Consider the following 22,698-nt stretch of genomic DNA (forward strand, 5'->3'; position numbering starts at 1 on the left):
ATGAAGAAGATTTATTTATTCATTTTAGTAGCATTATTTTGTTTACTTGCATTAGCCGCATGTGGAGGCAAGGAAGAATCAAACGAAAAAGCCTCTGGTTCCGATTCTAAAACCGGATCCGGAGATCAAATCGAACTTGATTTTTGGCATTTTGATACTGGGACTAGAAAAGAGATATATGAAGCCGCAGTTAAACGTTTTGAAGAAAAAAATCCGAACGTAAAAGTGAACATTGTTCAAGCTCCTAATGATGATTATAAACAACGTGTTGTTGTTGCTATGGCAAGTGGTGAAGCTCCAGACGTGTTTGCTAGCTGGGGTGGTGGCTGGTTAGAAGAATTTGTAAAATCGGATAAAGTGTTGAATCTAACAGAAAAGGAAATCGATTTCGAACGTTTTGTTGACGTTGCATTAAATAATTCAAAGTTCGATGATAAAATTTATGGTTTGCCTTTAGGCATCTCTGTTTATTCCTTCTATTATAACAAAGAGATATTTGAACAAAATGGTTTAGAGGTTCCGGAAACATATAGTGAATTACTAGCAGCTATTGATAAGCTGAAAAAGGCAGATGTGTATCCAATTGCTTTAGCCAATCAACCAAAATGGCCAGGAGCGTTCTTTCTCATGTATTTAGCTGATCGCATTGGAGGGGAAGAAGTCTTCCAACAAGCTTACCGTCGAACAGGAACAGGATTTGATGATGATGCGTATATTCAAGCTGGTAAGTATATACAAGAGTTAGTAGAGATGGAGGCGTTTAACCCTGGATTCAACGGAATTCCGTATGACTCAGGTCAAGCTCGTCAATTGATGTATTCTGGACAAGCAGCGATGTTGCTTCAAACGTCTGCGTTTGTTAACCATGTACGTGAAGAGTACCCAGAATTTGAAGAAAAAATGGGCGTGTTCCAATTCCCTGCTGTTGAGGGTGGAAAAGGCGATCCTTCCAATATGAGTGCTGGTATATCCCCGACTTGGTCAGTAAAGAAGGATACAAAACATCCAGAGTTAGCAGTGGCTTTACTTAATGAATTGACTAGTTTAGAAACGGCTCAGGATTATGTGAACCGTTCTGGAAATGTGGTTGCTATAAAAGGGGTAGAGGTAGAAGATGGGTACGTAAAGACTTTTACTGAGTGGATTAATGAGGCAAATTCCATTCAATTCCCTTATGATCAAACATTACCACCAGAATTGGCGGAACTTCACAAAGATACAACTTATGAGTTGTTTGGATTGAGCAAGACCCCGGAAGAAGCAGCAAAAGCCATGGAGAACAAAGCTAAGGAAATACTAAAATAAAGATTCTGTGAGAGAGTTCGTGATTTAAGGGAGTGGTCACAGGGGGATTTTGGTCTCTGCAGATAGTTGACAGGTGCAAATGATACTGGGTCTAATTTTATAACTAGAATTTCCTAAGTAGGGTTAATCTGGAAAAAACCCATCGGATGGCATTTCTGACGGTTCCCCAATCTTTAATACAGAAACAAGGTTGCTTTCTAGTTCTAAAAAAATATGTCATATGTACTCTAATTAGAGTACATATGACAAGGAGGCACACGATGGTATCCCGTAAAGAGTTTGAGCTTATTAAACAGGAAACATTGGAATACTTCAAGAAATGCAAGATTGTTTTGACAGAAGAAGAAATTGATAGACTTGAGATTGCAGATTTTGGGTTAAATAGAGTGAGAGAGCTTGGTTTACAGTTGATGGTATACATCAATACGGACCGCTGCTGCGCGAAGGATTTAGTACTTCTTCCAAACCAGACTTGTCCTGAACATCTACATCACCTGTAGGAGAATCTCCAGGTAAGGAGGAGACGTTTAGATGTCGTTATGGAACCGTTTATTTATATGTTCCGGGACCAGCAGTCGACCAACCAAAAGCTAAAGTTCCGGAAGATAAAAAGGATACGTTTACTGTGTGGAATGAGATCGTCTTAAAACCGGGTGAACAGTATACGTTAGAACCAAATACCTTGCATTGGTTTCAAGCGGGCGAAGAAGGGGCAGTAGTATCCGAGTTTTCTACGATGAGTACGGACGAATATGACGTTTTTACTGATCAAGAAATAAAAAGGATTCCGGAGATTGAATAAAATCAATCCCTCGATAAAATAAAAACACAGGCACAACGCTGGTTAAAAACCAATTCGTTGTGTCTGTGTTGTTTTTAAAGAGTGTGAGTGTGGGACAAGGAACCTGTCCCCGTGTCCCGTTTCGCAATACGTTCATTTTGAACAAGCCTTGTTTCAAATAGCTTCAACGGATCATAGTAGATTTCTGGGTTTGATTTCATTTTTGCTAGAATTTCTTTGTCTTGTTCAACCCGATTCTTCGTGTCGTCAATTACTCTTGATAGTTCCTCTAAAGATTCCTTATAAAATAAGCCGACATCCTGCTGCAACGATTTATTGAAAAAGTCAAATTGCTGCCAAAATTTTCTCTGGATCGATTCGACAACTTCCGTGTACGATTCATTTTCTACATAGCGTTTATACTGGTTAAGTATATACGATTGCTGTTTTTGTGGCAGTAAGCCTAACACTTTTCCTGCACTCTTTAACAACACCTGAGCTGGGTTGTGACGAAGCATGATGTTTTCCTTTTCAATTTGAATTTGATAGGTCATGCGACCGATGTCTCTACGCCAGTCCTCAACCACCTTGAAATCACATTGAAGCTTGAGTTCTTTTTCAGGATAACCTTCTGCGAGTGACTCGGTCATACCATCTAAGTAATCCTGGGTAGCCACTAATTTTTGATTTGTACCTTCTATCCATTGCTGAAGATTCTCAGTAAGATCTGGTACAATCTCTTGATCAAATAATCCTCGAATCTCTTCATTCATTTTTTCATTTAACTCAATGTGAAGTTGGTTTAAATTACTTTCTTCCGTTATATATTTCGAGCAATCGGCAAGGATTTTCGGTACTTTTTCAGTGATGTTACGTTTAACCTCTGAAATTACGTCTGTAAACGAATCAACAATTTCTTTACTTTGGCTCATTTCCTTATCGTTCAGACTGTTGTTAAATCCAGTTAGTCTGGTGATGAATTCTTCATTATGTGCGATTAACTCAATCAGTTTGTTTTCTGAGTCAACACGCTTTTTAAGCAGGTTGGAAATCGTTTTTCTAAGTAAAAATAAAATTTTTCCAACGCGATTGGTCGTACGGTAGCTGGCCTTAATGTCACGTAGGACGTTGACGTTGCTGAAAGAATGAACAACCGCATCTGGGAAGTACTCCTTGATTTTCCCCTCGTCAAACATGTTACGAAGTACAAAATGTACAGGAGTATCCTTGGCGGAATGCTTGATTTGGGCAAGATAATCTAAGTCCAATTCTGTGAGTACCTCGGCTTCATGCACAAATAAAACGCCATCTACGACAGGTAAATAGCCAAAGGTTTTCCGTTTCTCCATAAAGTACTCGTTGTAACCAGTGGTGTTTAGCCTTATCGCTGACTGTTGTAATCGAGTGGAAGGTAGGCTTGTTTCGATAATCGAGTCTGGATTCGTAGCTTCTTCATAAGCAGTCAGCAGACTCCGGCCTGTATCGGACACCTCAGTAATTTCCTTCTTTTCTCCATATTGAATGCAGGCAAAAGAAGAAAGCGATGGAGTCAGAATTTCTTCTTCTAAGATTGAGTTAATGAAAGAACCTTTCCCTTTACCAAGAACAAGCAAGTAGGTAGTATCCTTATCAAAAAGTTGCTCGAAGCCCCATACTAGGCGCTTGCTTGTTTCAATATTATTTTTTTGAGCCCAATCGATAATGGTCTTCATGAAGTGATGACACTCATCCATGGATATCTTGCGACCATGTGCATTTTCTAGAACGATTTCAGCTTCTTTTACAATCACAGTCTTGAACGCAGAAGGAAAAATATCATCCCACGCTAAGATTGCTGCTGCCGCGTTCAAACCATTCGTTGCTGTAGTCGTATTCAACCAATTAATCAGCAGTTTTGGCATCAACTTTCCGATGTCACGCAATAAATAATCCCCTTTTGTTAATTGAAGATATGTCTCCTCAAATAAACTTGAAATCGTATGCCAGGAATCGTACGGATCAATCTCTAAATCTTTCATTATCTGAATAACTGAATGTAACCAATCTAGGTAATGGTCCGTATTTTTGTAGTGTTGCCAAATCGCCGCTAAGAGTTGTTTAAATCTAGCTTGATCCAGTTCATATAGTGTTCGTAATAAGGAAACGAACGTATCAGGTGTAAATGTAAGACCATGACCAGCTTCACAGTAGGAAATTAATCCGTCAAACCAATACAAATCTTGAGTACGATTAGCCTCATTAATCGCTAGTTCAACCGCATTTTTCCAATCTTCCTGTTCTTCATAAAAGCGTTTGGCAATGGATGTTAGTTCAGGATAATCGGGATTTCCTTCAATCGCTTCCTGCAATACGCGATAAGCGGCATCAATCTTGTTGTCCTCAAGATAAAGGGAGAACAGGCATAATGAAACCTCACTTGTTAACACCTGATTTTTTGAGATGATTGAGCCATATATTTTTTCAGCATTTGAGAGTAACCCAAGCTCGTAATACGCATCTGCAATATTCTTTTTTGCCCATGGTTGGAGATCATTGGTGATATTCTCCCATTTATAAATAGCTGCTTCATAATCCTTAGAATGAAAGTAAATTTCCCCTTGGGCAAATCGGATATTCGTCAGGTCATACACTTCCTTTTCCTGCTCAACCATGTATGCCTCGCCAAGAATATCAACAGGATGTCTTTTATCGTTTTCAGTAATTATAGTTTTATAATGCGTTTTTGTAATAAATTCATGTTCTGTTGTCATGTGTAAACCTCCATTGATACAGTGGTTCTGGAATAAAATAACCAATTATAAATTGATACGTTACAGAGACTTTATTTATGTCGGTTAGTAGTAGTGTGTATTACTATATTACACAAGTGAAATTGGTCTTTATCACTTATTCAAAAATGTAAATAAAAAGGTGTTTCTCAAGTTTTCTTTAATCCCCAACAAACAAAAAATCTAAAAATATTTTATAAAAAACTACTGGCTAACGTAAGGACCGTTTAATTTAATATAAGACTTCCAATTTAATACAAGTTATCCAAAAGAAATCGTTCATAAATCTTGTCTCATGCAGAAATGTTAGTATTAAACCATGTAAATATATGGTTTTTTGTGTAACCTATTAGTTTGAATGCCTTTAAGGTTATTAAGAAGAGTGCTATAATTTTCAATGTCGGATTTGTCGAAAGTTATTTATAACCCTTTCCAAAAATGCGGAAGGAAATTAACTTAAGCTCTAATCATAATCAAGTCAAAAAACATGGAGGAAAATTATGACTTTTAATGAAGTGATGGCATTAATTATGCCTTCTTTTATAGCTGTACTTTTTTACTCAAAGTTAACTAATAATAGTTTCAAAGTATTTCAAAATATTTCTTATTTAGCCTTCTTTATGGTGACAACTAATTGCATATGTTATGTAATCTTGCTTTTATTAAAAGTCGAACAAGTAATATTTACTATACAATTTACAGTGAAATATTGCTTGCTGGCTATCTGTATTGCAACTGTAATAGTAATTGTATATCGTTTTATTGAGTTAAATATAAAAATTAATTTTAAGGTTGAAACAGTAAATGAAAAAGAAGACGAATAAATCTATTTTGAGCATATTAGCAATATCTATTTTAGTGATTAGTGCAGTAATTATTTCACTTTCTGCTTATATAAGCATTAAATTTGCCGACCAAGGCATTGAAGAAATGTTATTTTATCTTGTAAGCGGTACGGAAGGTGCTTCAAATGATGTATTTATTTCTGCTGTTTTTACAAGTCTACTTCCGTTTTTAATCATTTTTTGCATTATATTCATGCCAATTATGAAAATAAAAAAAAGGAAAAATATAATTGAAGTAAAAATTAAAAATAAAGAGTTTTTCTTCAATATACTTCCAAATAATTTTATTTATAAGTTTAGATTACTATATGCATTTTTTATTTTATTTATATCACTAATAACCTGTTATCAAATGTTGGGGGTTAATAATTATATAAAGAGTTTAACTGAATACTCCACCTTTATCGAGGATAACTACATTAATGGTAATGATATATCAATGACTTTTCCAAAAGAAAAAAGGAACTTAGTTCTTTTATATTTGGAGTCGATGGAAAATTCCATGATTGCTAATGAAAATGGGGGTGGCTGGAATTATACGGTGATTCCTGAATTAGAGAAATTAGCCAAGGAGAATGTAAATTTTTCTAATTCAGATAAAATAGGGGGAGCACTCCCTATTACAGGTACTACCTGGACAGTAGGGGGACTGGTAGGAACAACATCTGGCTTGCCATTGAAAATACCAGTAAACGGGAATGAATATACATCATCTACTAACTTTTTATCAGGTGCTTATACACTGGGAGATATTTTGAATAAAGAGGGATATAATCTTAAGGCTATGTTTGGTTCAAATGCAAATTTTGGTGGACGCACAAATTTTTATAAAAGACATGGAAATTATGATATTTTTGATTTAAATACAGCTATTAAAGAAGGTAAAATGAAGGAAAGTGAAAAGGTATGGTGGGGATTTGATGACTCTCATTTGTTTGAATGGGCAAAAGAAGAAATAACTTCCCTGGCAAACTCAGATAAACCTTTCAGTATTTCACTTTTAACAGCTAATACTCATTTTACAGATGGTTATTTAGAAAGCGGAGCTGAGAAGATTTATGACACCCAGTATGAAAATGTATTTGCGTACTCTTCAAAACAAGTAGATGATTTTGTGAAATGGTTGCAACAACAAAACTTTTATAGTAACACAACACTTGTCGTAATAGGAGATCATCACAGTATGCAACCTGATGATTATTATACACAGCGCACATATGGTGGCTATAGTCGAACAATTTATAATACATTTATAAATTCAGCAGTGGATCCTGTTAGTTCAAAAAATAGAATTTTCACCTCATTAGACATGTTTCCAACTATCCTAGCAAGTATGGGAGTGGAAATCGAAGGGGACCGTTTGGGCTTAGGAACGAATCTTTTTTCCGACCGTAAAACATTGGTAGAGGAACTAGGATTAAATTATGTAAATAAAGAGTTAGGTAAAAACTCTGAATTTTACAACCACAAAATTTTACAGGATGATTATTTTGATTTAATGAGGAAGGCAAAGGCGCAAGAAAATCAATAGATTTATTATGGTGATTTTTGCCTGTTCATTATATGTTCCGTTTCCGGCCATTGTGGGTAGTTTTACAATAGGCTAATTAAAACCATAGATTCTAATTAAGAATACAGTAATTGGTCAATGTTTAAAAACCGAAATAATCCGGAACCTTTTCTCTAAAGCCATAAATGTTTTTTCCAACCTCATCCATAACCATTCTGTTCTTGTGATTCCTTACTCGTAAACTAGAGGGGCTTTATTAAGAAAATTGATATAGCTCCAACTTATAACGTTTATATTCGGAAAGGAGTTGGAAGTAATTTCAAAATTGCTACGAACTCCTTTTCAATTTTTTATTCTTTTTTAAAAGGTGATGATTATTGCTCATAGAAAGCTCTTTAAATTTTGTTTTATCGTTGAGCCAACATCTAACATATCTACAATAAAAGCTATTTTTTTATTTGACTAAATATTCTCATTTATAGATTTGCTGCATTTTGACTGTCCCTATGATCCACTAAGATGTTGTTTTAGTTGAGATGACAGTTTGGTGAGTTCTTCTTTTGGGACAAAGAAGTAGTATATTCCGCCTATTTTTGTTCCGCTTCCTGTGAGTTGCAGTTGTTCAAGGTTGCCAGCTGTAGATTTATAGTTTTTCTGTATCTCGAGCATTTGGTTAAAGGTTAGGTTTGTTTGAACATTGTTTCCTAATACTCCTAGAATGTCATCTACTTTCGTGATGGTTGAAAGGCTGGCGCCTTGTTTAATCACGGCTTGAATAATTTGGCGTTGGCGGTCCTGTCTGCCAAAGTCACCACGTGGGTCTTCCTTTCTCATACGTGAGTAGGCTAATGCCTCTTCGCCGTTTAGTTTTATTGTACCTTTCTTAAACGTATGCCCTTCAAACGTAAAAGCAAATGGATTATTTACGGTAACTCCACCTACTGCATTGACAATATCTTTGAAGCTTTCCATATTGACCTCTACAAAATAGTCGATGGGTATATCTAGAAAGTTTTCAACGGTATTTATTGTCATTTCTACACCGCCAAAAGCATAGGCATGATTGATTTTATCCTGCGTGCCCTTTCCGATTATCTCGGTTCTTGTATCACGTGGGATACTTAACATTTTTATGGAATTGACATGTGGATTTATTGTAAGCACGATAAGGGTATCCGAACGACCTCTATCACCTTCTCGTTCATCTACCCCAAGTAACAGGACGGAAAAAGGATGTTTTTTCCCAAAATCAATTTGTTCCGTTCTTTTTTCTGATTTTTCTCTCTCAATCGGTGTATGCATAGATGAAACTGCCTTTTCAACGGATTGGTACAAATAAAAGGCATAGCCTCCAATCCCAATAATCAGGACACCTAGAATACTTAAAATCCATACTAGCCACTTTTTCTTTTTGTTCATTTTTTTGTTATGTCTTCCCATTTATATCCCCTCATTTTATTTAAAATTAATAAAATATGGCATTGTCCATTATAACGCCATAAAATGTATAATATGGTTAGATTCCCCGAAAGAAAGGGTAAATATGAGAAGGGTGGGAAAAGTAATGAAACGATACATATGGTTAGTAATGAGTCTTACATTTAGCATCATTTTGTTAACCGGATGTAATAAGGATCCAATTCCGGAAGATCGCTTTGAGGGATTTATTAAGGATTGGGAAAAGCAGGATTTTAGTAATGTTTATGACCAATTTTCAACGGATGTAAAAGAAACAGTTAAGAAAGATGAATTTGTAGATAGGTTTACGAAGATATACAAAGACATAGACGTCCATGATTTAAAGGTAAAGTTTAAAAAACCAGAAGAGGAAGTAAAACCTAACGATAACGGTGAAGTGACTTTCTCATATGATCTTTCGATGGAAACGATTGCTGGTCCAATTAACTTTACGGAAAAAGCCACATTGGTTCTCGAAGAAAAAGACGATGAAAAGAAATGGGCTATCAAATGGAAGCCAGCAATGTTCCTTCCTGACATGGAGGAGGGGGATGAGATAGGGATTTCCATTACTTCACCGACGCGTGGGGAAATAGTGGACAGAAATGGCGTCGCTTTAGCTGAAAATGGCCTTGTGTATGAAATTGGCTTAGTTCCACAGGATCTTGGTGAAAATAAGGATTCTACGATTGCTACTGTTGCGGAAAAATTAAAACTGACACCTGAGTCAGTCGAAAAAGCATTAAATGCTTCTTGGGTCAAACCGGATTATTTTGTGCCAATAAAAAGGCTCTCCTTGCAAGAACAGGAATTAGCAACACAAGTAACCCAACTTAATGGAGTACTATCGAAAAAGGTTGATTCCCGGGTATATCCATTTAAAGAAGCGACTGCACATTTAATCGGTTATATTGGAAATGTAACAGCGGAAGATTTAAAATCCCTTGAGGAAAAGGGGTATACAGCAAATGATGTTGTCGGTAAAAAAGGCCTGGAGATGGTATTAGAGGACCGTTTACGAGGAGAAAAAGGAGCGAAGGTATACATTAAAAAGGCAAATGACAAAGGGGAAGTCACTCTCGCGGAAAAAACGGCTAAAGATGGAGAAACGATTACTTTAGCCATTGATATTGATGTTCAACTTGTTGCATATGATCAGATTCGAGGGAATGCCGGCGCAGCAGCTGCCATTCACCCCTTAACAGGAGAGGCACTTGCCCTAGTGAGTAGCCCGTCCTTTGACTCAAACTCGTTCGTACTTGGAATATCAACTGAAGAATGGAATCAATTAAATGAAGACCCACTAAAACCATTAATTAATCGTTTCGGTGCAACTTATGCACCTGGTTCAACGTTTAAACCAATCACAGCAGGAATCGCACTAGAGAATCAAGTGATAACACCAGAAACATCTATAAATATAACAGGGAAGCAGTGGCAAAAAGATAGTTCCTGGGGAGGCTATTCGATTACAAGAGTGGCAGACCCAGGAAAGCCAGTTAACTTGAGAGACGCATTCGTATATTCTGACAACATTTATTTCGCGCAAGCCGCACTTGGAATTGGCGGGGAACGATTTGAAACGGAATTAAAAAAATATGGATTTGGAGAATCTTTTCCATTCGAATACCCATTATATGAATCGAAAATTTCAAACGAAGGATTAAAAACAGAAATACTGACTGCAGATACGGGTTATGGCCAAGGTCAACTCGAAATGAACCCGGTACATTTGGCAATTTCCTACACGCCACTATTAAATTCAGGAAACTTAATAAAACCTCGGCTCCTCCTAGATGGAGCGGAAGCTGAGGTTTGGAAGGAAAATGTCATAACTCCTGAAACTGCTCAAGTCATTCTTGACGATTTGGTGCAAGTGGTAGAAGATTCAAATGGTACTGCCCAGGATGCAAGAATTGATGGGGTTAAAATTGCCGGTAAAACAGGAACTGCTGAACTTAAAGCAACGAAGGATGAAGATGGCAAAGAAAATGGATTATTTGTTGCTGTTAACACTGAAAATCCAAGCCTTCTAGTAGCCATGCTCATTGAAGATGTGAAGAACGGAAGTCATGACGTGACACCGAAAGTGAAAGCAGTATTTGAAACCGTATTAAAATAGTAATAAAAATGGAGGATAGTGTGAAGCTATACTCCATTTTTTATATCTTTAACGCTCCGTTTGATTCAACTGGAATTGATGTGTTCGCAAGCATTTCTCCATTATCTTTTAATGCGTAATAGTTGCCATCAGTTTGGATAATACCTGTTGCCATTTCACCACTTGAGTTTAAATAGTACCACTTGGTATTATCTTTTAGCCATCCAGTCTGCATGACGCCGTCTGAGTCAAGAAAGTACCATTTCCCGTTTACTTTTTTCCAACCAGTCGCCATTGCCCCATCAGAATCCAAGTAGTACCATTTTTCGTCATCCTTTAGCCATCCAGTCTGCATGACGCCGTCTGAGTCAAGAAAGTACCATTTCCCGTTTACCTTTTTCCATCCGGTCGCCATTGCCCCGTCAGAATCCAAGTAGTACCACTTTTCATCATCTTTAAGCCAACCTGTTTGCATGACGCCTTTTGAGTCTAAGAAGTACCATTTTCCGTTTACCTTTTTCCATCCGGTAGCCATTACACCGTCAGAATCCAAGAAGTACCATTTGCCATCATCTTTTATCCATCCTGTTTGCATCACACCATTTGAATCAAGAAAATACCATTTGCTTTTATCCAAAAGCCAACCTGTTTGTTTCACACCGTTTTTATAGAAATACCATTTGCTGTCTATTTTTCGCCATCCATTGGTACTCGAAGCACTACTAGTTCCCCCGCTGCTACTTCCCCCATTCGTATTCATCGCATTCCTCACATCCTTAATAAATTGGTCCCAAGTAACACCGTTTCGGCTAAATGCGCTTTGGGGATCTGATCTTCTTGAGGGGTCTAAATAGCTGTGAGCAACTATATGCTTTTGTGGATCTAAATTAAATTTTTGGCATAAATATGCGTGGTACCAAACATAACGGTTATATGACTGTTGGAAATTAATCGAACCTCCAAAACAAAATTCAACTCCAATTGCTGCATCATTCGCATTAGCACCGTACAATTGATTGTCTTTTGTGATATTGTAACGGACATGCCAAGCTTTTTCATCAACCGGGATAATTTCTAATATATATTGATCATCGACAAAAGTATGTGCCGAAGCAGATGGTTGTTGTCTATTAAAATAATTCATATTTTGATAAGCTGTCGAGCCGGGATTTCCTGTATCGTGACTTACAATAAACTTAACACCACTTAGTTTTTGACCCGACCGGGAATTTCCCAATCGGATATAATCCCTGGTTATATGGTAACTCACCCGAAAATCCTCCTTTTTGATTACTATATGAAAATAATCTAAAGTGTGTATAGACATCGCCCCTAAGTAATCAAAATGTAAAGAATGTTACAACAATCGAAAGGTTTTATGAAAAGAAAAGGTCCAATAAGTGATAGTCAACCACTTATTGGACCTTTTACATAGTATTAAAAGTTATTTGCGAGTAATGTCGTAGCTGCACTAATGATGATGGCTAGAATTGGAACTGAAATATATAAGAGAACCTTATTTCTTTTTCGTTTCTTTTCCATCTCTTCAGGTGTAACCCATGTAGTCATTTTTATCCTCCTCGTTTTTTGGCAACTGGCTGGCTTAGTCAATAGGACGTTAGCCCCTTTAGTTTTGCGTGCACCACTTTTCAGTGATATTGCTATTTTCCAACGAAAAAACCCAAATTCTCTATTATTATCGACATAAATCGACGAGTTGTGAATGGGTAGAAAGACCCAGTTTGTTTTTGTGAAAAACAAAAATTAATCTCATTTCTATGTTAGGGAAACATAATTAAGTAAAAATACCTATAGATTTCAATATTTTGTTCATTTCCATAAAAAAAGTATTGAAAATGAACAATTGTTAATGTAAGTTTAAATAAAACATATGAAAAAGGTGTCGAAATGAACGTGGAAAAATTTAAAATACTAAGAGAATGCAATCGAACAGAAAATGTCACCCAAAGAGATATATCAAGACTATGTAATATTTCTTTAGGGAAAACGAATAAATTATTTCAATCATTATTAGAAGAAGGTCTTTTAATAAAAGAGAATAATGGCTATGTATTGACAAAAAATGCGCATAAGCTTCTAGAGGAATATCGGGTTGATAATGCGATTGTAATGGCTGCTGGCTTTGGTTCTCGGTTTGTACCGCTAACCTATGAAACTCCAAAGGGGTTACTAGAGGTCTTTGGTGAAAGAATGATCGAACGTCAAATTAAGCAATTATTAGAGGCTTCTATAACAGACATAACAATTGTTGTGGGATATTTAAAGGAAAAGTTTGAATATCTGGTTGATAAGTATGGGGTGAAGCTTATATACAATGAAGAATATGATACGAAAAACAATTTAGCCACACTTTATCATGTTCGCCATTTATTAAAAAACACCTATATTTTATCAAGTGATAATTTTATGACGAAGAATTTATACAATACGTATGAATTCGAAAGCTGGTATAGTGCTGTAAAATCTGAAGGAGAAACAGGCGAATGGTGTTTATTTACCGATAAAAAGGATCGTATCACAAACATTGAGATTGGTGGCACAAATGCATGGCATATGTATGGTCCTGCCTTTTTTAATAAGGAATTTTCGGACAAGTTAGTGCCACTTTTGGAACAAGCCTACTTTCAGCCTGGAACGGAAGATTTTTATTGGGAGCACATTTTAAAAGACAACCTCACTGAACTCAAAATGACAATCAATCGTCAAGAACCAGGCGTTGTGTATGAGTTTGAAAGTCTTGAAGAACTTCGGGATTTCGATTCAACTTATCGAGAACAATCGAAAAATGAAGTGATGTCCTTACTTTCATTCATTTTTAAGGTGAGAGAAGATCAGATAAAAAATATTAAACCTATTAAAATCGGCATGACCAATCGTTCTTTTTTATTTGAGATTGATACGAAAAAGTATATTTGTCGAATTCCGGGAGAAGGCACTGAAAAATTGATTAACCGTGCCGAAGAATATCAAAGTATACAGGCTGCGATGGAATTAAATATTACGGAAAATATTATTTATATAGATCCAAAAAGTGGGATAAAAATATCCGAGTTTGAATCAGATGCTCGAAATGTAGATATTCATAATGAGGAAGAAGCAAAGAAGTGGATAGGTATTTTAAAACAGCTTCACGAAAGTAATATTGCTGTTCCTCATAACTTTAGCCTGGAGAAACTGATTCTCTTCTATGAAGAAATCTGTAAAGAAAAGGATGCCATCTTATTTGAAGATTATTCGCTTGTGCGTGCTAGAATGGGAGAACTCCTTTCGATCGTTAAGAATATGGACAAACCAAAAGCGTTTTGTCATATCGATGCACATGTCGATAATTTTCTTGTTTTGCCAAATGGAGATATGAAATTGGTGGATTGGGAATATGCGGGTATGGCTGATCCGCTTATTGATCTTGCGATGATTTATATATACGGACAGTATGATGAGAATCAGCTAGAAAAAATCTTGAGTTATTATTTTGGTGAGGGTGGACCAACACAGGAAGAACGCCTCCGGATCTATATCTATGTAGCATTAGGTGGACTTTTATGGTCGTTGTGGGCTCTATACAAACAATCACTTGGTGTTAAGTTTGGGGACTACACGCTCAATATGTATCGATATTCAAAAAAATATTATAAAAAAAGTATGGATCTAATGGGGGAAATGAATTATGGGTTTGCAAAAAAATAAAAAAGGACAAGAAATTGATTGGGTACTCACGATAGGTCCATTACTATTAATTATTGTTATTTCTACGGTCTTGTTTTTGTTTCCAAATCAAAGTGGGCATGCTATTGAGTTTTTAAGAAGTATTTTTGTTGGGGAATTTGGTTCCTTTTATATGATTTTTGGACTAGGTGTATTTTTAGTATCCATTTGGCTTGCATTTTCTCGCTTTGGGAATGTGAAATTGGGTAATCTTGAAAAGCCACGATTTAATACATTTAGTTGGGGTGCTATGATTTTCACCTCAACAATGGCAGCGGATATTTTATATTGGTCTTTAATTGAATGGGCTTATTATTTTGGGGCAAATCCATTCGGTATTGAAAATCCAAGTCTTGCACAAAAACAAGATTTTGCTTCTTCCTACCCGTTATTCCACTGGGGACCTATCCCATGGAGCTTTTATCTACTGCCTGCAGTTGCCTATGGATATATGATTTTTGTAAAGAATCGAAAACGACAAACCTTATCAGAGGCTTGTCGTTCTACAATCGGTTCTCGGGCAGATGGAGTGTTAGGAAAAGCAATTGATATTTTTTCAATTGTAGGTCTTTTAGCTGGAACAGCAACGACTTTCTCACTAGCAACACCTTTGCTTTCATTAACGGTGTCTTCAACCCTTGGTATCCCGCAAAGTAACGTTTTAACCATTATTATTTTGGTTATCATAGCTTTGGTATATACGGTTGCTGTAACAGTAGGTCTTAAGGGGATTTCACAACTAGCAAAAATCTGTGTTGGGATATTCATTACATTAATTGCTGTCTTCTTAATTTTTGGACCAACGAAGTTCATCATCGAAAGTGGTGTAACTGGAATTGGTAAATTAATAAATGACTTTTTCAGCATGTCTACTTGGATGGATCCACTTCGAGTTTCTGGTGAGGGTGGTTCAGGTTTCCCACAAGACTGGACTGTTTTCTACTGGGCTTATTGGATTGCGTGGTTTGTGGCGACTCCGTTCTTTATCGGTAAAATTTCAGAAGGACGTACGATTAAACAAACGATTGTTGGTGGATTTACAGCAGGTTTATTAGGAACGTTCACTTCATTTATTGTATTTGGTAACTTTGGGCTTTATCAGCAAACACATGGAAAGGTAGATGCATCTGGTATGTTAGCCTCTGGTGCTTCACCATCTGAAGTTATCATTCAGATTTTTAATCAACTTCCAATTAGTGGAGTTGCACTTGGCTTATTAGCATTAGCTATGATAGCTTTTTATGCAAGTACATTTGATGCATTAACCCTAGTCGTTTCCGAATACTCATTGAAAAAATTAGAAGCAGGTCAAGAACCACCAAAATATATTCGAGTATTCTGGGCATTGATCTTTATCATCCTGCCAATAGCCCTAATCTTTAACGAAACAACACTAACCATGCTTCAAACGATATCGATCGTCGCGGCATTCCCATTAGCCATCATCATGGGCATCGTTATCTACAGCTTCCTTAAAGATATAAGCAGGGACACGGGGACAGGTTCCTCGTCCCAGGACTAGAATTCAAGTGAATCATCGATTAAACGAACCCCTTTTAGGTAATGAAAGTAACATCTAAAAGGGGTTTTTAATAAAAACTAGAATTCTTGGATAAAGCACATAAAATAGTAATGAAATTAAGTAAAATTAATAAAGTAGTCCATTTTGGAGTCTTTGCCAATTTCTTTGTCCCCAATAATGAACTACTTTATTTCTAAGTAATGTTAAACTTTATTCTCTCCAGTAATCTTCTTATTCTTAGCAATATTAAATTTGCCAAGGATATAAGTAAATCCACCACCTGCTAGCATAGCAAAAGTAGGGATGATAAAATACCGATATCTAGTTTGGATTTCAATTAAAAAGTGAACGGAAACATATCCTAAAGTTAGAATCATAAACAACAATAAACCATTTTTTGGTTTTAATTTCAGCATAGAGATAAGAGATAAAAAGAGCATAAAAAGGTATATACTATGTTCAAAAATTTTGACTCTGTGAAAATAGAAAGGCATGTCTACTTTACTCATGCTCCAAATGATTGAGGAATCTCTATATCCCCACATAATTTGAAATTTGTCGTAGAATAGCATTAAAACTTGTTTTTTATCAGATAATCTTTCTAAAACAAGGTCTTTTTCAATGCTATCTCGTTCTGCCCCAAGTGCAAATTTAGACATATAGGCTGAATCCTCAGCCGAATAGTTACCCTTGGTTTCATGGTTAAACCCGACAAGAAATTTCCAATATGGCGCACGATTGGACAAAGGATAATCCGTTACTCCACCCGCAATAAATGCATAACTCACAACATTCATAATTATGAAGTAGGAAGCAAATATCCCTATAATTGAACGAATTGCGGGCATTCTTTGATCTTTATTAGCTAAAATTATTTTATAGACTAAAAAATATAGCAAAATAGCAAGTAGGATTAGACTGCCAAGAGGTCTAATAATATTTCCTAACCCGATTAACAGTCCGATAAGTAAACCAGCTTTTAACGTATTCCTTTTTATTGTGATAATTAAATAGAAGCCTAGGTAAAATAATAATGTAGACAAATGATCGTTAGTTAAAACAGAAGTCATTGCAATGCTAGAAGGGTACACAGCATATAGTAAGCCGGCAATCCTTCCTGCTGTTTCGTTAACTAATTTTCTAGCGATTAAATAAATTACTACAACTATTCCTACGGTAAAAAGGATATTTAAAAATTTTAGGATAAATAAACTTTTGCCAAATAAACTTATAATAAGTGCTTGAAACATAGTAAAACCAATTTGGTAGACCCAGCTACTAAAGTATAATGTTTCAGAAAAACTAAAATCACCCTTAGCTGCATCAATAGCAGCACGATAAAGAATTAAAAAATCAGATTCAGGTGGTGTTTTTATCAACAGAACCCAGCCGAGTCTAAGTAAAAAGGAAAAAACAATAAGTAACAAAAGAAAAACCTTATTGGATATATACCGATTGACGAATAATATATATAACCCCAAAGCAATGATTCCGATAAGAAGGGGGCCTACAAATAATTGGATATCTCTTTTCGAGAGGTAGATATCCATTCCATTCTTAAATGAAAAGAGTAATGCACCTGCAAAAAATAGAATACACAGGATTTGAATTAACTTAGTTGAAAACCATCCTAGCCACTGATATTTAATCTCCATATTCAAGCTCCTAATTTCTTAACTCCTTCTATTCCGGAAGGTAAAATATTTACTGGAAACATAGTTCATTATAACAACTACTACATTTGCAATGACTTTCGCAAAAATTTCATCTGTATTAAATATATCAATCAATAAATACATAATAACTAAATCTACACCTAAAGAAAGAATCCTAAAAAAACTAAAATTGATTAGTTCCTTTAAAATATCAACATATGCTACTGTTTGACTGTTGAACACATATACCTTATTTGTTATAAAAGCAAAAAGTACAGATATAATCCATGCGAGTGTACTAGAGAACATATAATCTATATTAAATATCTTCACAAACAATGAGAATACTGAAATATTAACAACCGTTGTTAGTATCCCGAAAATAACATAGTTTACAATTGTTTTATTAAACATTTGTTTCAACCCAGCTTCTTACCTTCTCATCATTATATACATTTACATAATATAAAGGGCGGTTCTTGGTTTCATTAAATATGCGGCCAAGGTATTCTCCAATCACTCCTAGTGATAGTAGTTGGATTCCACCTAAAAATAAAATAACGGTCATAAGGGAAGGATAACCTGAAACCGGTTCATCCCACATTAATGTTTTAATAATTATCCACATCATATAGATGAAGGCGGCAAAAGAAATGGTGAATCCAAAAAAGGCAGAAATACGTAATGGGGCTGTAGTAAAGGAAGTAAGCCCTTCAATCGCTAAGTCAAAAAGCTTGAAATAATTCCATTTTGATTCACCTGCTGCTCGAGGATCTCTATCAAATAAAATTTCCTTTTTATTAAAGCCAATCCAACTAAACATTCCTTTTGTATACCGCTGGGACTCCCTCATTTCCCTTAAAGCATTCACACATCTTCGATCTAATAGCCGGAAATCTCCGGTGTTTTCCTGTATTTCAATTTTTGTTGTTTTTTGTAGAATCCCATAAAATTTGTTTGCTGTCCATTTTTTCAACCAGGTTTCTCCGGCACGATTGCGTCTTTTTGCGTAGATATCATCATAACCTTGCTCCCAATAATAAATCATCTCGGGAATTAATTCAGGAGGGTCTTGTAAATCCGCATCAATAATTACAACGGCGTCACCTGTTGCATAATCAAATCCAGCAATCATGGCAATTTCTTTTCCAAAATTTCTAGATAAATCCACATATGAAATTCTTCGGTCATGTTTACGAAGTTCTTTTAAAATATTTAAAGTATTGTCTTTACTCCCATCATTAACAAATAAAAATTCAAATGAATACTTTTTAACATTATCAGCTACTGTGTTTAACCTCTGATATAATTGGTGAAGAACCTCTTCCTCGTTATAGGCAGGAATAAGTATCGTTATTTGCTTCATTCTTTCAATCCCCTTTAAATCATAAACATTTTGTTGTTAGAAATTTCACGAGCAATTCAAGTTGGATACTTAATCTATTTTACATAATTATTTTCCTTGTGCAATTTGTTTTATAATAAATAAGATTGTCTTCACACTGTAGAAATATACTTTAACGGACACGAAGACTGGTTTCCCAGGACTGGCTTATGCAAAACAATAATCGATTTAACGACCTTATTAGCAAATGAAGATTACCACTAAAATGGGTTTTTTGCGTAAAAAGGAGAAATTCATGAGTCAAGCCCTTAATTTTTTGTAAAATTAATTCTATGACTAACTATATTTATCAGGATATTAGATTTATTTGTGTAAAGGGATTGATTTGTATTGGTTGGAAGGGGGTACCCCCTCCAACCAATACAAATTTCGCGCTCTATCTCTTTTTGATAGGTAGTTTTTTCCTCAATTGTTTCTCTTCATAGTCCATTAATACAGCTCCAATTAGGCAAAAGGCAGATTGAGTGTGAGGAAAAATTCTTATGACTCTTTCTCTTCGCCGGACTTCCTGGTTCAATCGTTCTAATGAATTTGTACTTTAGTGAAGTTAATTGATTTAAATTCCGTTGCATTTTGGAATAACGATATTTATCGATTAAATTCTCAAATTATCTCACAAGCCTTTCGCATTTTTGACACAGGCAGTTTAAAATATTTGTCATCTTTAGAACTAGAAAAATATAGACAAGCCCCTGAGGAAAAAGATGTGATAATCGAAACCTATCCAATTGGTCAAGATGAATTCATTGAAAGCGCCGATCATAACTCAATTATGCCGCCCAAATCAACCTGGTTCTCACCAAAATTCCCAACTTTCCTCATCTTCAAGCAATACAAATAACACATGGGACACGGGGACAGGTACATCGTCCCAAAATCAGAATCTAAATATGTAAGGAGCACAGATCTCAAAAAAGATTTGTGCTTTTTTACGTTTATTGATTATTGATTATTGCCCCCTAGTAGAGTTGCCCTAATTTTGATGTGTAAATTTTTCCGATTTGTTATGCGTACTTTGTCAAGTTTTGTAGATTTAGAGATGTCCATTTGGTAGAATAATACAAGCTACTATTTTTTATGCAGATAAAGTGGTTAATCAAATCCCCTCATTTTTGGAATTCCGTTATCCTTCTTACGATAGAACATTTTACCGATACATATTGTAGTAAACACTAAAAAAATTACGGATTTTGTCGATATTTTAAGAGGATAATCTTTTCCTATAAGAGGTTAACAAAAAGGAGGTCAATAGTCGTTGTTTAGGAACATTAGATTTTTAACCCTGTCTATGATAGTTTTCACCTTGTTATTTGGTTTTGCGAACGAGAAAACCTATGCAGCTGCGTCGGGTTGGAAATCTAGCGGAAGCACTTGGTATTATTATCAAAATGGTAATCTAGCCAAGGGCTGGGTATTTGATGGGAGCAATTGGTACTATATGAATCGTGCAGATGGTGCGATGAAAACCGGTTGGCTAAAGGATGGTCCATGGTACTATCTGCATTCCAGTGGTGCAATGGCTACCGGTTGGGTGAGAGACGGCGGAACTTGGTACTATATGAAACCGAGCGGTGCGATGGCCACAGGTTGGGCACTTGACGGAAAAACCTGGTATTATTTAAACCCAAGTGGGGCAATGAGAACCGGTGGTTGGTTTAAGAACGGGAACGCCTGGTACTATCTACACTCCAGCGGAGCCATGGCGACTGGTTGGGTAAGAGATGGTGGAACTTGGTACTATATGAAACCTAGTGGAGCCATGGCCACAGGTTGGGCACTTGACGGAAAAACCTGGTACTATTTAAACCCAAGCGGAGCAATGAGAACCGACGGTTGGTTTTTGGACGGTAATGCATGGTACTACCTGCATTCCAGTGGAGCCATGGCGACTGGCTGGGTAAGAGATGGCGGAACTTGGTATTATATGAACTCAAGTGGATCAATGGCTACAAATTGGGTAACAGACAACGGGAAACGCTACTTTTTTGGCCCCGGCGGCGCCATGAAGACAGGTTGGCTTACCCAAGGAAGTAGTAAGTATTACTTAAAGCCAAGCGGTGAAGCTGCAACGGGTGTTTCAAAGGTTGATGGAGTAAACTATCTTTTTAACAGTGAAGGCAAGCTTTCTTCAGGCTGGCAAACTGTAAACGGCAAACGATATTTAGCGAATAGTGCAGGGATTGCCCAAACCGGCTGGCAAACAGATGGAGGAAACAAGTATTATTTTGATTCAAATGGTCAACCTACAGTTGGTGTAAAGAATATTAGTGGAGTGAATTACTTATTCAATAACGATGGCGTATTATCCACAGGTTGGCAAACAGTAAACGGCAAGCGATATGTAGCCAATAGTGCAGGTGTTGTCCAAACAGGCTGGCAAACAGATGGAGGAAACAACTATTATTTTGATTCGAATGGTCAACCTGCAGTTGGTGTAAAGAATATTAGTGGAGTGAACTACTTATTCAATAACGAAGGCATATTATCCACAGGTTGGCAAACGATAAATGGCAAACGATATGTAGCCAATAGTGAAGGTATCGTCCAAACTGGCTGGCAAACAGATCAAAATAAAAAATATTATTTTGACTCAAATGGTCAACCAGCTGTGGGCGTAAAGGAGATTGACGGAGTTAACTATCTGTTCAATAATGAAGGAATTCTCTCCACAGGTTGGCATACTGTGAACGGTAAACGTTATTTTGCAAATGAAGAAGGAATTGTTCAAACCGGTGTCATCGAGGAGGGCAGTAAAAAATACTTCCTAAACCCAGACGGTACATATAAAACGGGTTGGGTATATGATGCAGGTAAATGGTATTATGCAAAATCAGATGGTGTTGTTCAAACTGGCTGGTTAACAGACCGAAATAAACGTTATTATCTAAATGCAGATGGTGTTATGCAGGTTGGTTGGGTAACCATTGATGGTGTTCAATACTATTTCAATTCAAGTGGAGCCTGGATTCCTTCAGCAGGAGACCTTGCTGGTAAAGTAATTGTGTTAGATCCAGGGCATGGCGGACATGATTCAGGTGCTGTATCAGTATCGCGGCGTTATTATGAAAAAAATATTGTTTTACAAGTAGGGCATAAACTAAGAGATGCTCTTGAAGCCCGTGGTGCTACAGTGTATATGACAAGGAATACGGATGTATTTCTATCTTTATCAGAAAGAGTACAAATCTCAAATTCAATCAAACCACACGTCTTTATTAGTCTACATACCAATGCAGCTGGAAGCTCGGCGCAAGGAATTGAGACGTTTTGGAATTCGGTACAAGGTGTTTTACCTACAGAAAGTAAAGATTTAGCTTCTGATCTACAAAGCTCTTTAATCGGAACAACTGCTGCGGTTAACAGAAATGTAAAAGATGCTGACTTTGCCGTAATTAGAGGTAATAATGCACCTGCTGTATTAGTTGAGCTTGGATTTATAACAAACAGTAATGAACTTTCGAATCTTTTAAGTGATAATTACCAGAACAAGCTAGTATCTGGTCTTGTAAAAGGATTAGATTCATTCTTTAAATAGATTAACCATATGAGGAACCAGTCTATTGGCTGGTTCCTTTTAATTTTGATAAAAAGATTTAAAATGACAACCAAAATATGACAAAAA

At 36.2% G+C, this 22,698-nt stretch carries 15 protein-coding genes, 3 pseudogenes and 1 riboswitch; of the genes and pseudogenes, 9 read left to right on the forward strand and 9 right to left on the reverse strand.

Going from position 1 to position 22,698, the window contains the following annotated elements; all coding sequences use genetic code 11:
- On the forward strand, window positions 1-1,305 hold the full coding sequence (locus tag E1I69_RS15345; protein ID WP_136380449.1) for an extracellular solute-binding protein: 1,305 nt from the start codon (window positions 1-3) through the stop codon (window positions 1,303-1,305).
- Window positions 1,306-1,565: 260 nt separating this feature from the next.
- Window positions 1,566-2,107, forward strand: a pseudogene (locus E1I69_RS15350) (D-lyxose/D-mannose family sugar isomerase).
- Window positions 2,108-2,181: 74 nt separating this feature from the next.
- Here the strand turns inward: E1I69_RS15350 and E1I69_RS15355 are convergent.
- The gene (locus E1I69_RS15355) at window positions 2,182-4,836 is read right to left on the reverse strand and encodes a tetratricopeptide repeat protein (protein WP_136380450.1); all 2,655 of its coding nucleotides are present in this window, start codon (window positions 4,834-4,836) and stop codon (window positions 2,182-2,184) included.
- Window positions 4,837-5,354: 518 nt separating this feature from the next.
- Here E1I69_RS15355 and E1I69_RS15360 point away from each other — a divergent pair.
- Together E1I69_RS15360 and E1I69_RS15365 are read left to right on the forward strand one after the other, a co-directional pair.
- Entirely contained in the window at window positions 5,355-5,678 is a 324-nt protein-coding gene (locus E1I69_RS15360) for a hypothetical protein (RefSeq protein WP_136380451.1), read from the forward strand.
- Window positions 5,659-7,230 carry a sulfatase-like hydrolase/transferase gene (locus E1I69_RS15365; RefSeq protein WP_136380452.1) on the forward strand — a complete coding sequence of 524 codons (1,572 nt, stop codon included), beginning with the start codon at window positions 5,659-5,661 and terminating at the stop codon, window positions 7,228-7,230. Before E1I69_RS15360 ends, E1I69_RS15365 begins: the two co-directional genes overlap by 20 nt.
- 483 nt (window positions 7,231-7,713) lie before the next feature.
- On the opposite strand, the gene E1I69_RS15370 is transcribed toward E1I69_RS15365, so the two are convergent.
- Window positions 7,714-8,649, reverse strand: a complete 936-nt coding sequence (locus tag E1I69_RS15370; protein ID WP_136380453.1) for a LytR family transcriptional regulator — start codon at window positions 8,647-8,649, stop codon at window positions 7,714-7,716.
- Window positions 8,650-8,773: 124 nt separating this feature from the next.
- Between E1I69_RS15370 and E1I69_RS15375 the strand changes: the two genes are divergently transcribed.
- The gene (locus E1I69_RS15375) at window positions 8,774-10,789 is read left to right on the forward strand and encodes a penicillin-binding transpeptidase domain-containing protein (RefSeq protein WP_136380454.1); all 2,016 of its coding nucleotides are present in this window, start codon (window positions 8,774-8,776) and stop codon (window positions 10,787-10,789) included.
- A gap of 40 nt (window positions 10,790-10,829) precedes the next feature.
- Here the strand turns inward: E1I69_RS15375 and E1I69_RS25270 are convergent, their stop codons facing one another.
- From E1I69_RS25270 to E1I69_RS25275, 3 genes and pseudogenes are all read right to left on the reverse strand, one after another.
- On the reverse strand, window positions 10,830-11,528 hold the full coding sequence (locus E1I69_RS25270; protein ID WP_136380471.1) for an N-acetylmuramoyl-L-alanine amidase family protein: 699 nt from the start codon (window positions 11,526-11,528) through the stop codon (window positions 10,830-10,832).
- A gap of 9 nt (window positions 11,529-11,537) precedes the next feature.
- Window positions 11,538-12,095, reverse strand: a pseudogene (locus E1I69_RS24830) (peptidoglycan recognition protein family protein); the annotation flags it as partial.
- Window positions 12,096-12,205: 110 nt separating this feature from the next.
- Complete coding sequence (locus tag E1I69_RS25275; RefSeq protein ID WP_278186169.1) at window positions 12,206-12,337, reverse strand: hypothetical protein; 132 nt, start codon at window positions 12,335-12,337, stop codon at window positions 12,206-12,208.
- A 17-nt stretch (window positions 12,338-12,354) separates the two neighbouring features.
- Window positions 12,355-12,441, reverse strand: a riboswitch (cyclic di-GMP riboswitch).
- 241 nt (window positions 12,442-12,682) lie between these two features.
- Between E1I69_RS25275 and E1I69_RS15385 the strand changes: the two genes are divergently transcribed.
- Both E1I69_RS15385 and E1I69_RS15390 read left to right on the forward strand, forming a co-directional pair.
- Window positions 12,683-14,476: a phosphotransferase gene (locus E1I69_RS15385; protein ID WP_207308558.1), complete on the forward strand. Its 1,794-nt coding sequence runs from the start codon at window positions 12,683-12,685 to the stop codon at window positions 14,474-14,476.
- Window positions 14,457-16,016, forward strand: coding sequence for a BCCT family transporter (locus E1I69_RS15390; protein WP_136380456.1), 1,560 nt, complete (start codon window positions 14,457-14,459; stop codon window positions 16,014-16,016). The genes E1I69_RS15385 and E1I69_RS15390 overlap by 20 nt, the downstream gene beginning before the upstream one ends.
- Before the next feature lie 203 nt (window positions 16,017-16,219).
- Here E1I69_RS15390 and E1I69_RS15395 read toward each other — a convergent pair whose 3' ends face one another.
- The 4 genes and pseudogenes from E1I69_RS15395 to E1I69_RS15410 all read right to left on the reverse strand — a co-directional run.
- The gene (locus tag E1I69_RS15395) at window positions 16,220-17,671 is read right to left on the reverse strand and encodes an ArnT family glycosyltransferase (protein WP_136380457.1); all 1,452 of its coding nucleotides are present in this window, start codon (window positions 17,669-17,671) and stop codon (window positions 16,220-16,222) included.
- Between the two features lie 18 nt (window positions 17,672-17,689).
- The gene (locus E1I69_RS15400; protein WP_136380458.1) at window positions 17,690-18,085 is read right to left on the reverse strand and encodes a GtrA family protein; all 396 of its coding nucleotides are present in this window, start codon (window positions 18,083-18,085) and stop codon (window positions 17,690-17,692) included.
- On the reverse strand, window positions 18,078-19,037 hold the full coding sequence (locus E1I69_RS15405; protein WP_136380459.1) for a glycosyltransferase family 2 protein: 960 nt from the start codon (window positions 19,035-19,037) through the stop codon (window positions 18,078-18,080). The genes E1I69_RS15400 and E1I69_RS15405 overlap by 8 nt, the downstream gene beginning before the upstream one ends.
- 415 nt (window positions 19,038-19,452) lie before the next feature.
- Window positions 19,453-19,614 (reverse strand): annotated as a pseudogene (locus E1I69_RS15410) (transposase); the annotation flags it as partial.
- A 3-nt stretch (window positions 19,615-19,617) separates the two neighbouring features.
- Between E1I69_RS15410 and E1I69_RS15415 the strand changes: the two are divergent.
- Both E1I69_RS15415 and E1I69_RS15420 read left to right on the forward strand, forming a co-directional pair.
- Window positions 19,618-19,917 (forward strand): DUF1015 family protein, encoded by a 300-nt coding sequence (locus tag E1I69_RS15415; protein ID WP_161974914.1) that lies wholly within the window; start codon window positions 19,618-19,620, stop codon window positions 19,915-19,917.
- A gap of 414 nt (window positions 19,918-20,331) precedes the next feature.
- Window positions 20,332-22,611, forward strand: a complete 2,280-nt coding sequence (locus E1I69_RS15420; protein WP_136380461.1) for an N-acetylmuramoyl-L-alanine amidase — start codon at window positions 20,332-20,334, stop codon at window positions 22,609-22,611.
- Window positions 22,612-22,698 lie beyond the last annotated feature (87 nt).

Source organism: Bacillus timonensis (genome assembly GCF_004799755.1).
Taxonomy (GTDB): Bacteria; Bacillota; Bacilli; order Bacillales; family Bacillaceae_L; genus Ferdinandcohnia; species Ferdinandcohnia timonensis_A.

Coding starts and splice junctions, on each gene's coding strand:
- E1I69_RS15375 (WP_136380454.1), top strand. CDS start 8,774: ATGAAACGATACATATGGTTAGTAATGAGTCTTACATTTAGCATCATT.
- E1I69_RS15360 (WP_136380451.1), top strand. CDS start 5,355: ATGACTTTTAATGAAGTGATGGCATTAATTATGCCTTCTTTTATAGCT.
- E1I69_RS15400 (WP_136380458.1), bottom strand. CDS start 18,085: ATGTTTAATAAAACAATTGTAAACTATGTTATTTTCGGGATACTAACA.
- E1I69_RS15365 (WP_136380452.1), top strand. CDS start 5,659: ATGAAAAAGAAGACGAATAAATCTATTTTGAGCATATTAGCAATATCT.
- E1I69_RS25275 (WP_278186169.1), bottom strand. CDS start 12,337: ATGACTACATGGGTTACACCTGAAGAGATGGAAAAGAAACGAAAAAGA.
- E1I69_RS15405 (WP_136380459.1), bottom strand. CDS start 19,037: ATGAAGCAAATAACGATACTTATTCCTGCCTATAACGAGGAAGAGGTT.
- E1I69_RS15395 (WP_136380457.1), bottom strand. CDS start 17,671: ATGGAGATTAAATATCAGTGGCTAGGATGGTTTTCAACTAAGTTAATT.
- E1I69_RS15345 (WP_136380449.1), top strand. CDS start 1: ATGAAGAAGATTTATTTATTCATTTTAGTAGCATTATTTTGTTTACTT.
- E1I69_RS15390 (WP_136380456.1), top strand. CDS start 14,457: ATGGGTTTGCAAAAAAATAAAAAAGGACAAGAAATTGATTGGGTACTC.
- E1I69_RS25270 (WP_136380471.1), bottom strand. CDS start 11,528: ATGAATACGAATGGGGGAAGTAGCAGCGGGGGAACTAGTAGTGCTTCG.
- E1I69_RS15355 (WP_136380450.1), bottom strand. CDS start 4,836: ATGACAACAGAACATGAATTTATTACAAAAACGCATTATAAAACTATA.
- E1I69_RS15370 (WP_136380453.1), bottom strand. CDS start 8,649: ATGGGAAGACATAACAAAAAAATGAACAAAAAGAAAAAGTGGCTAGTA.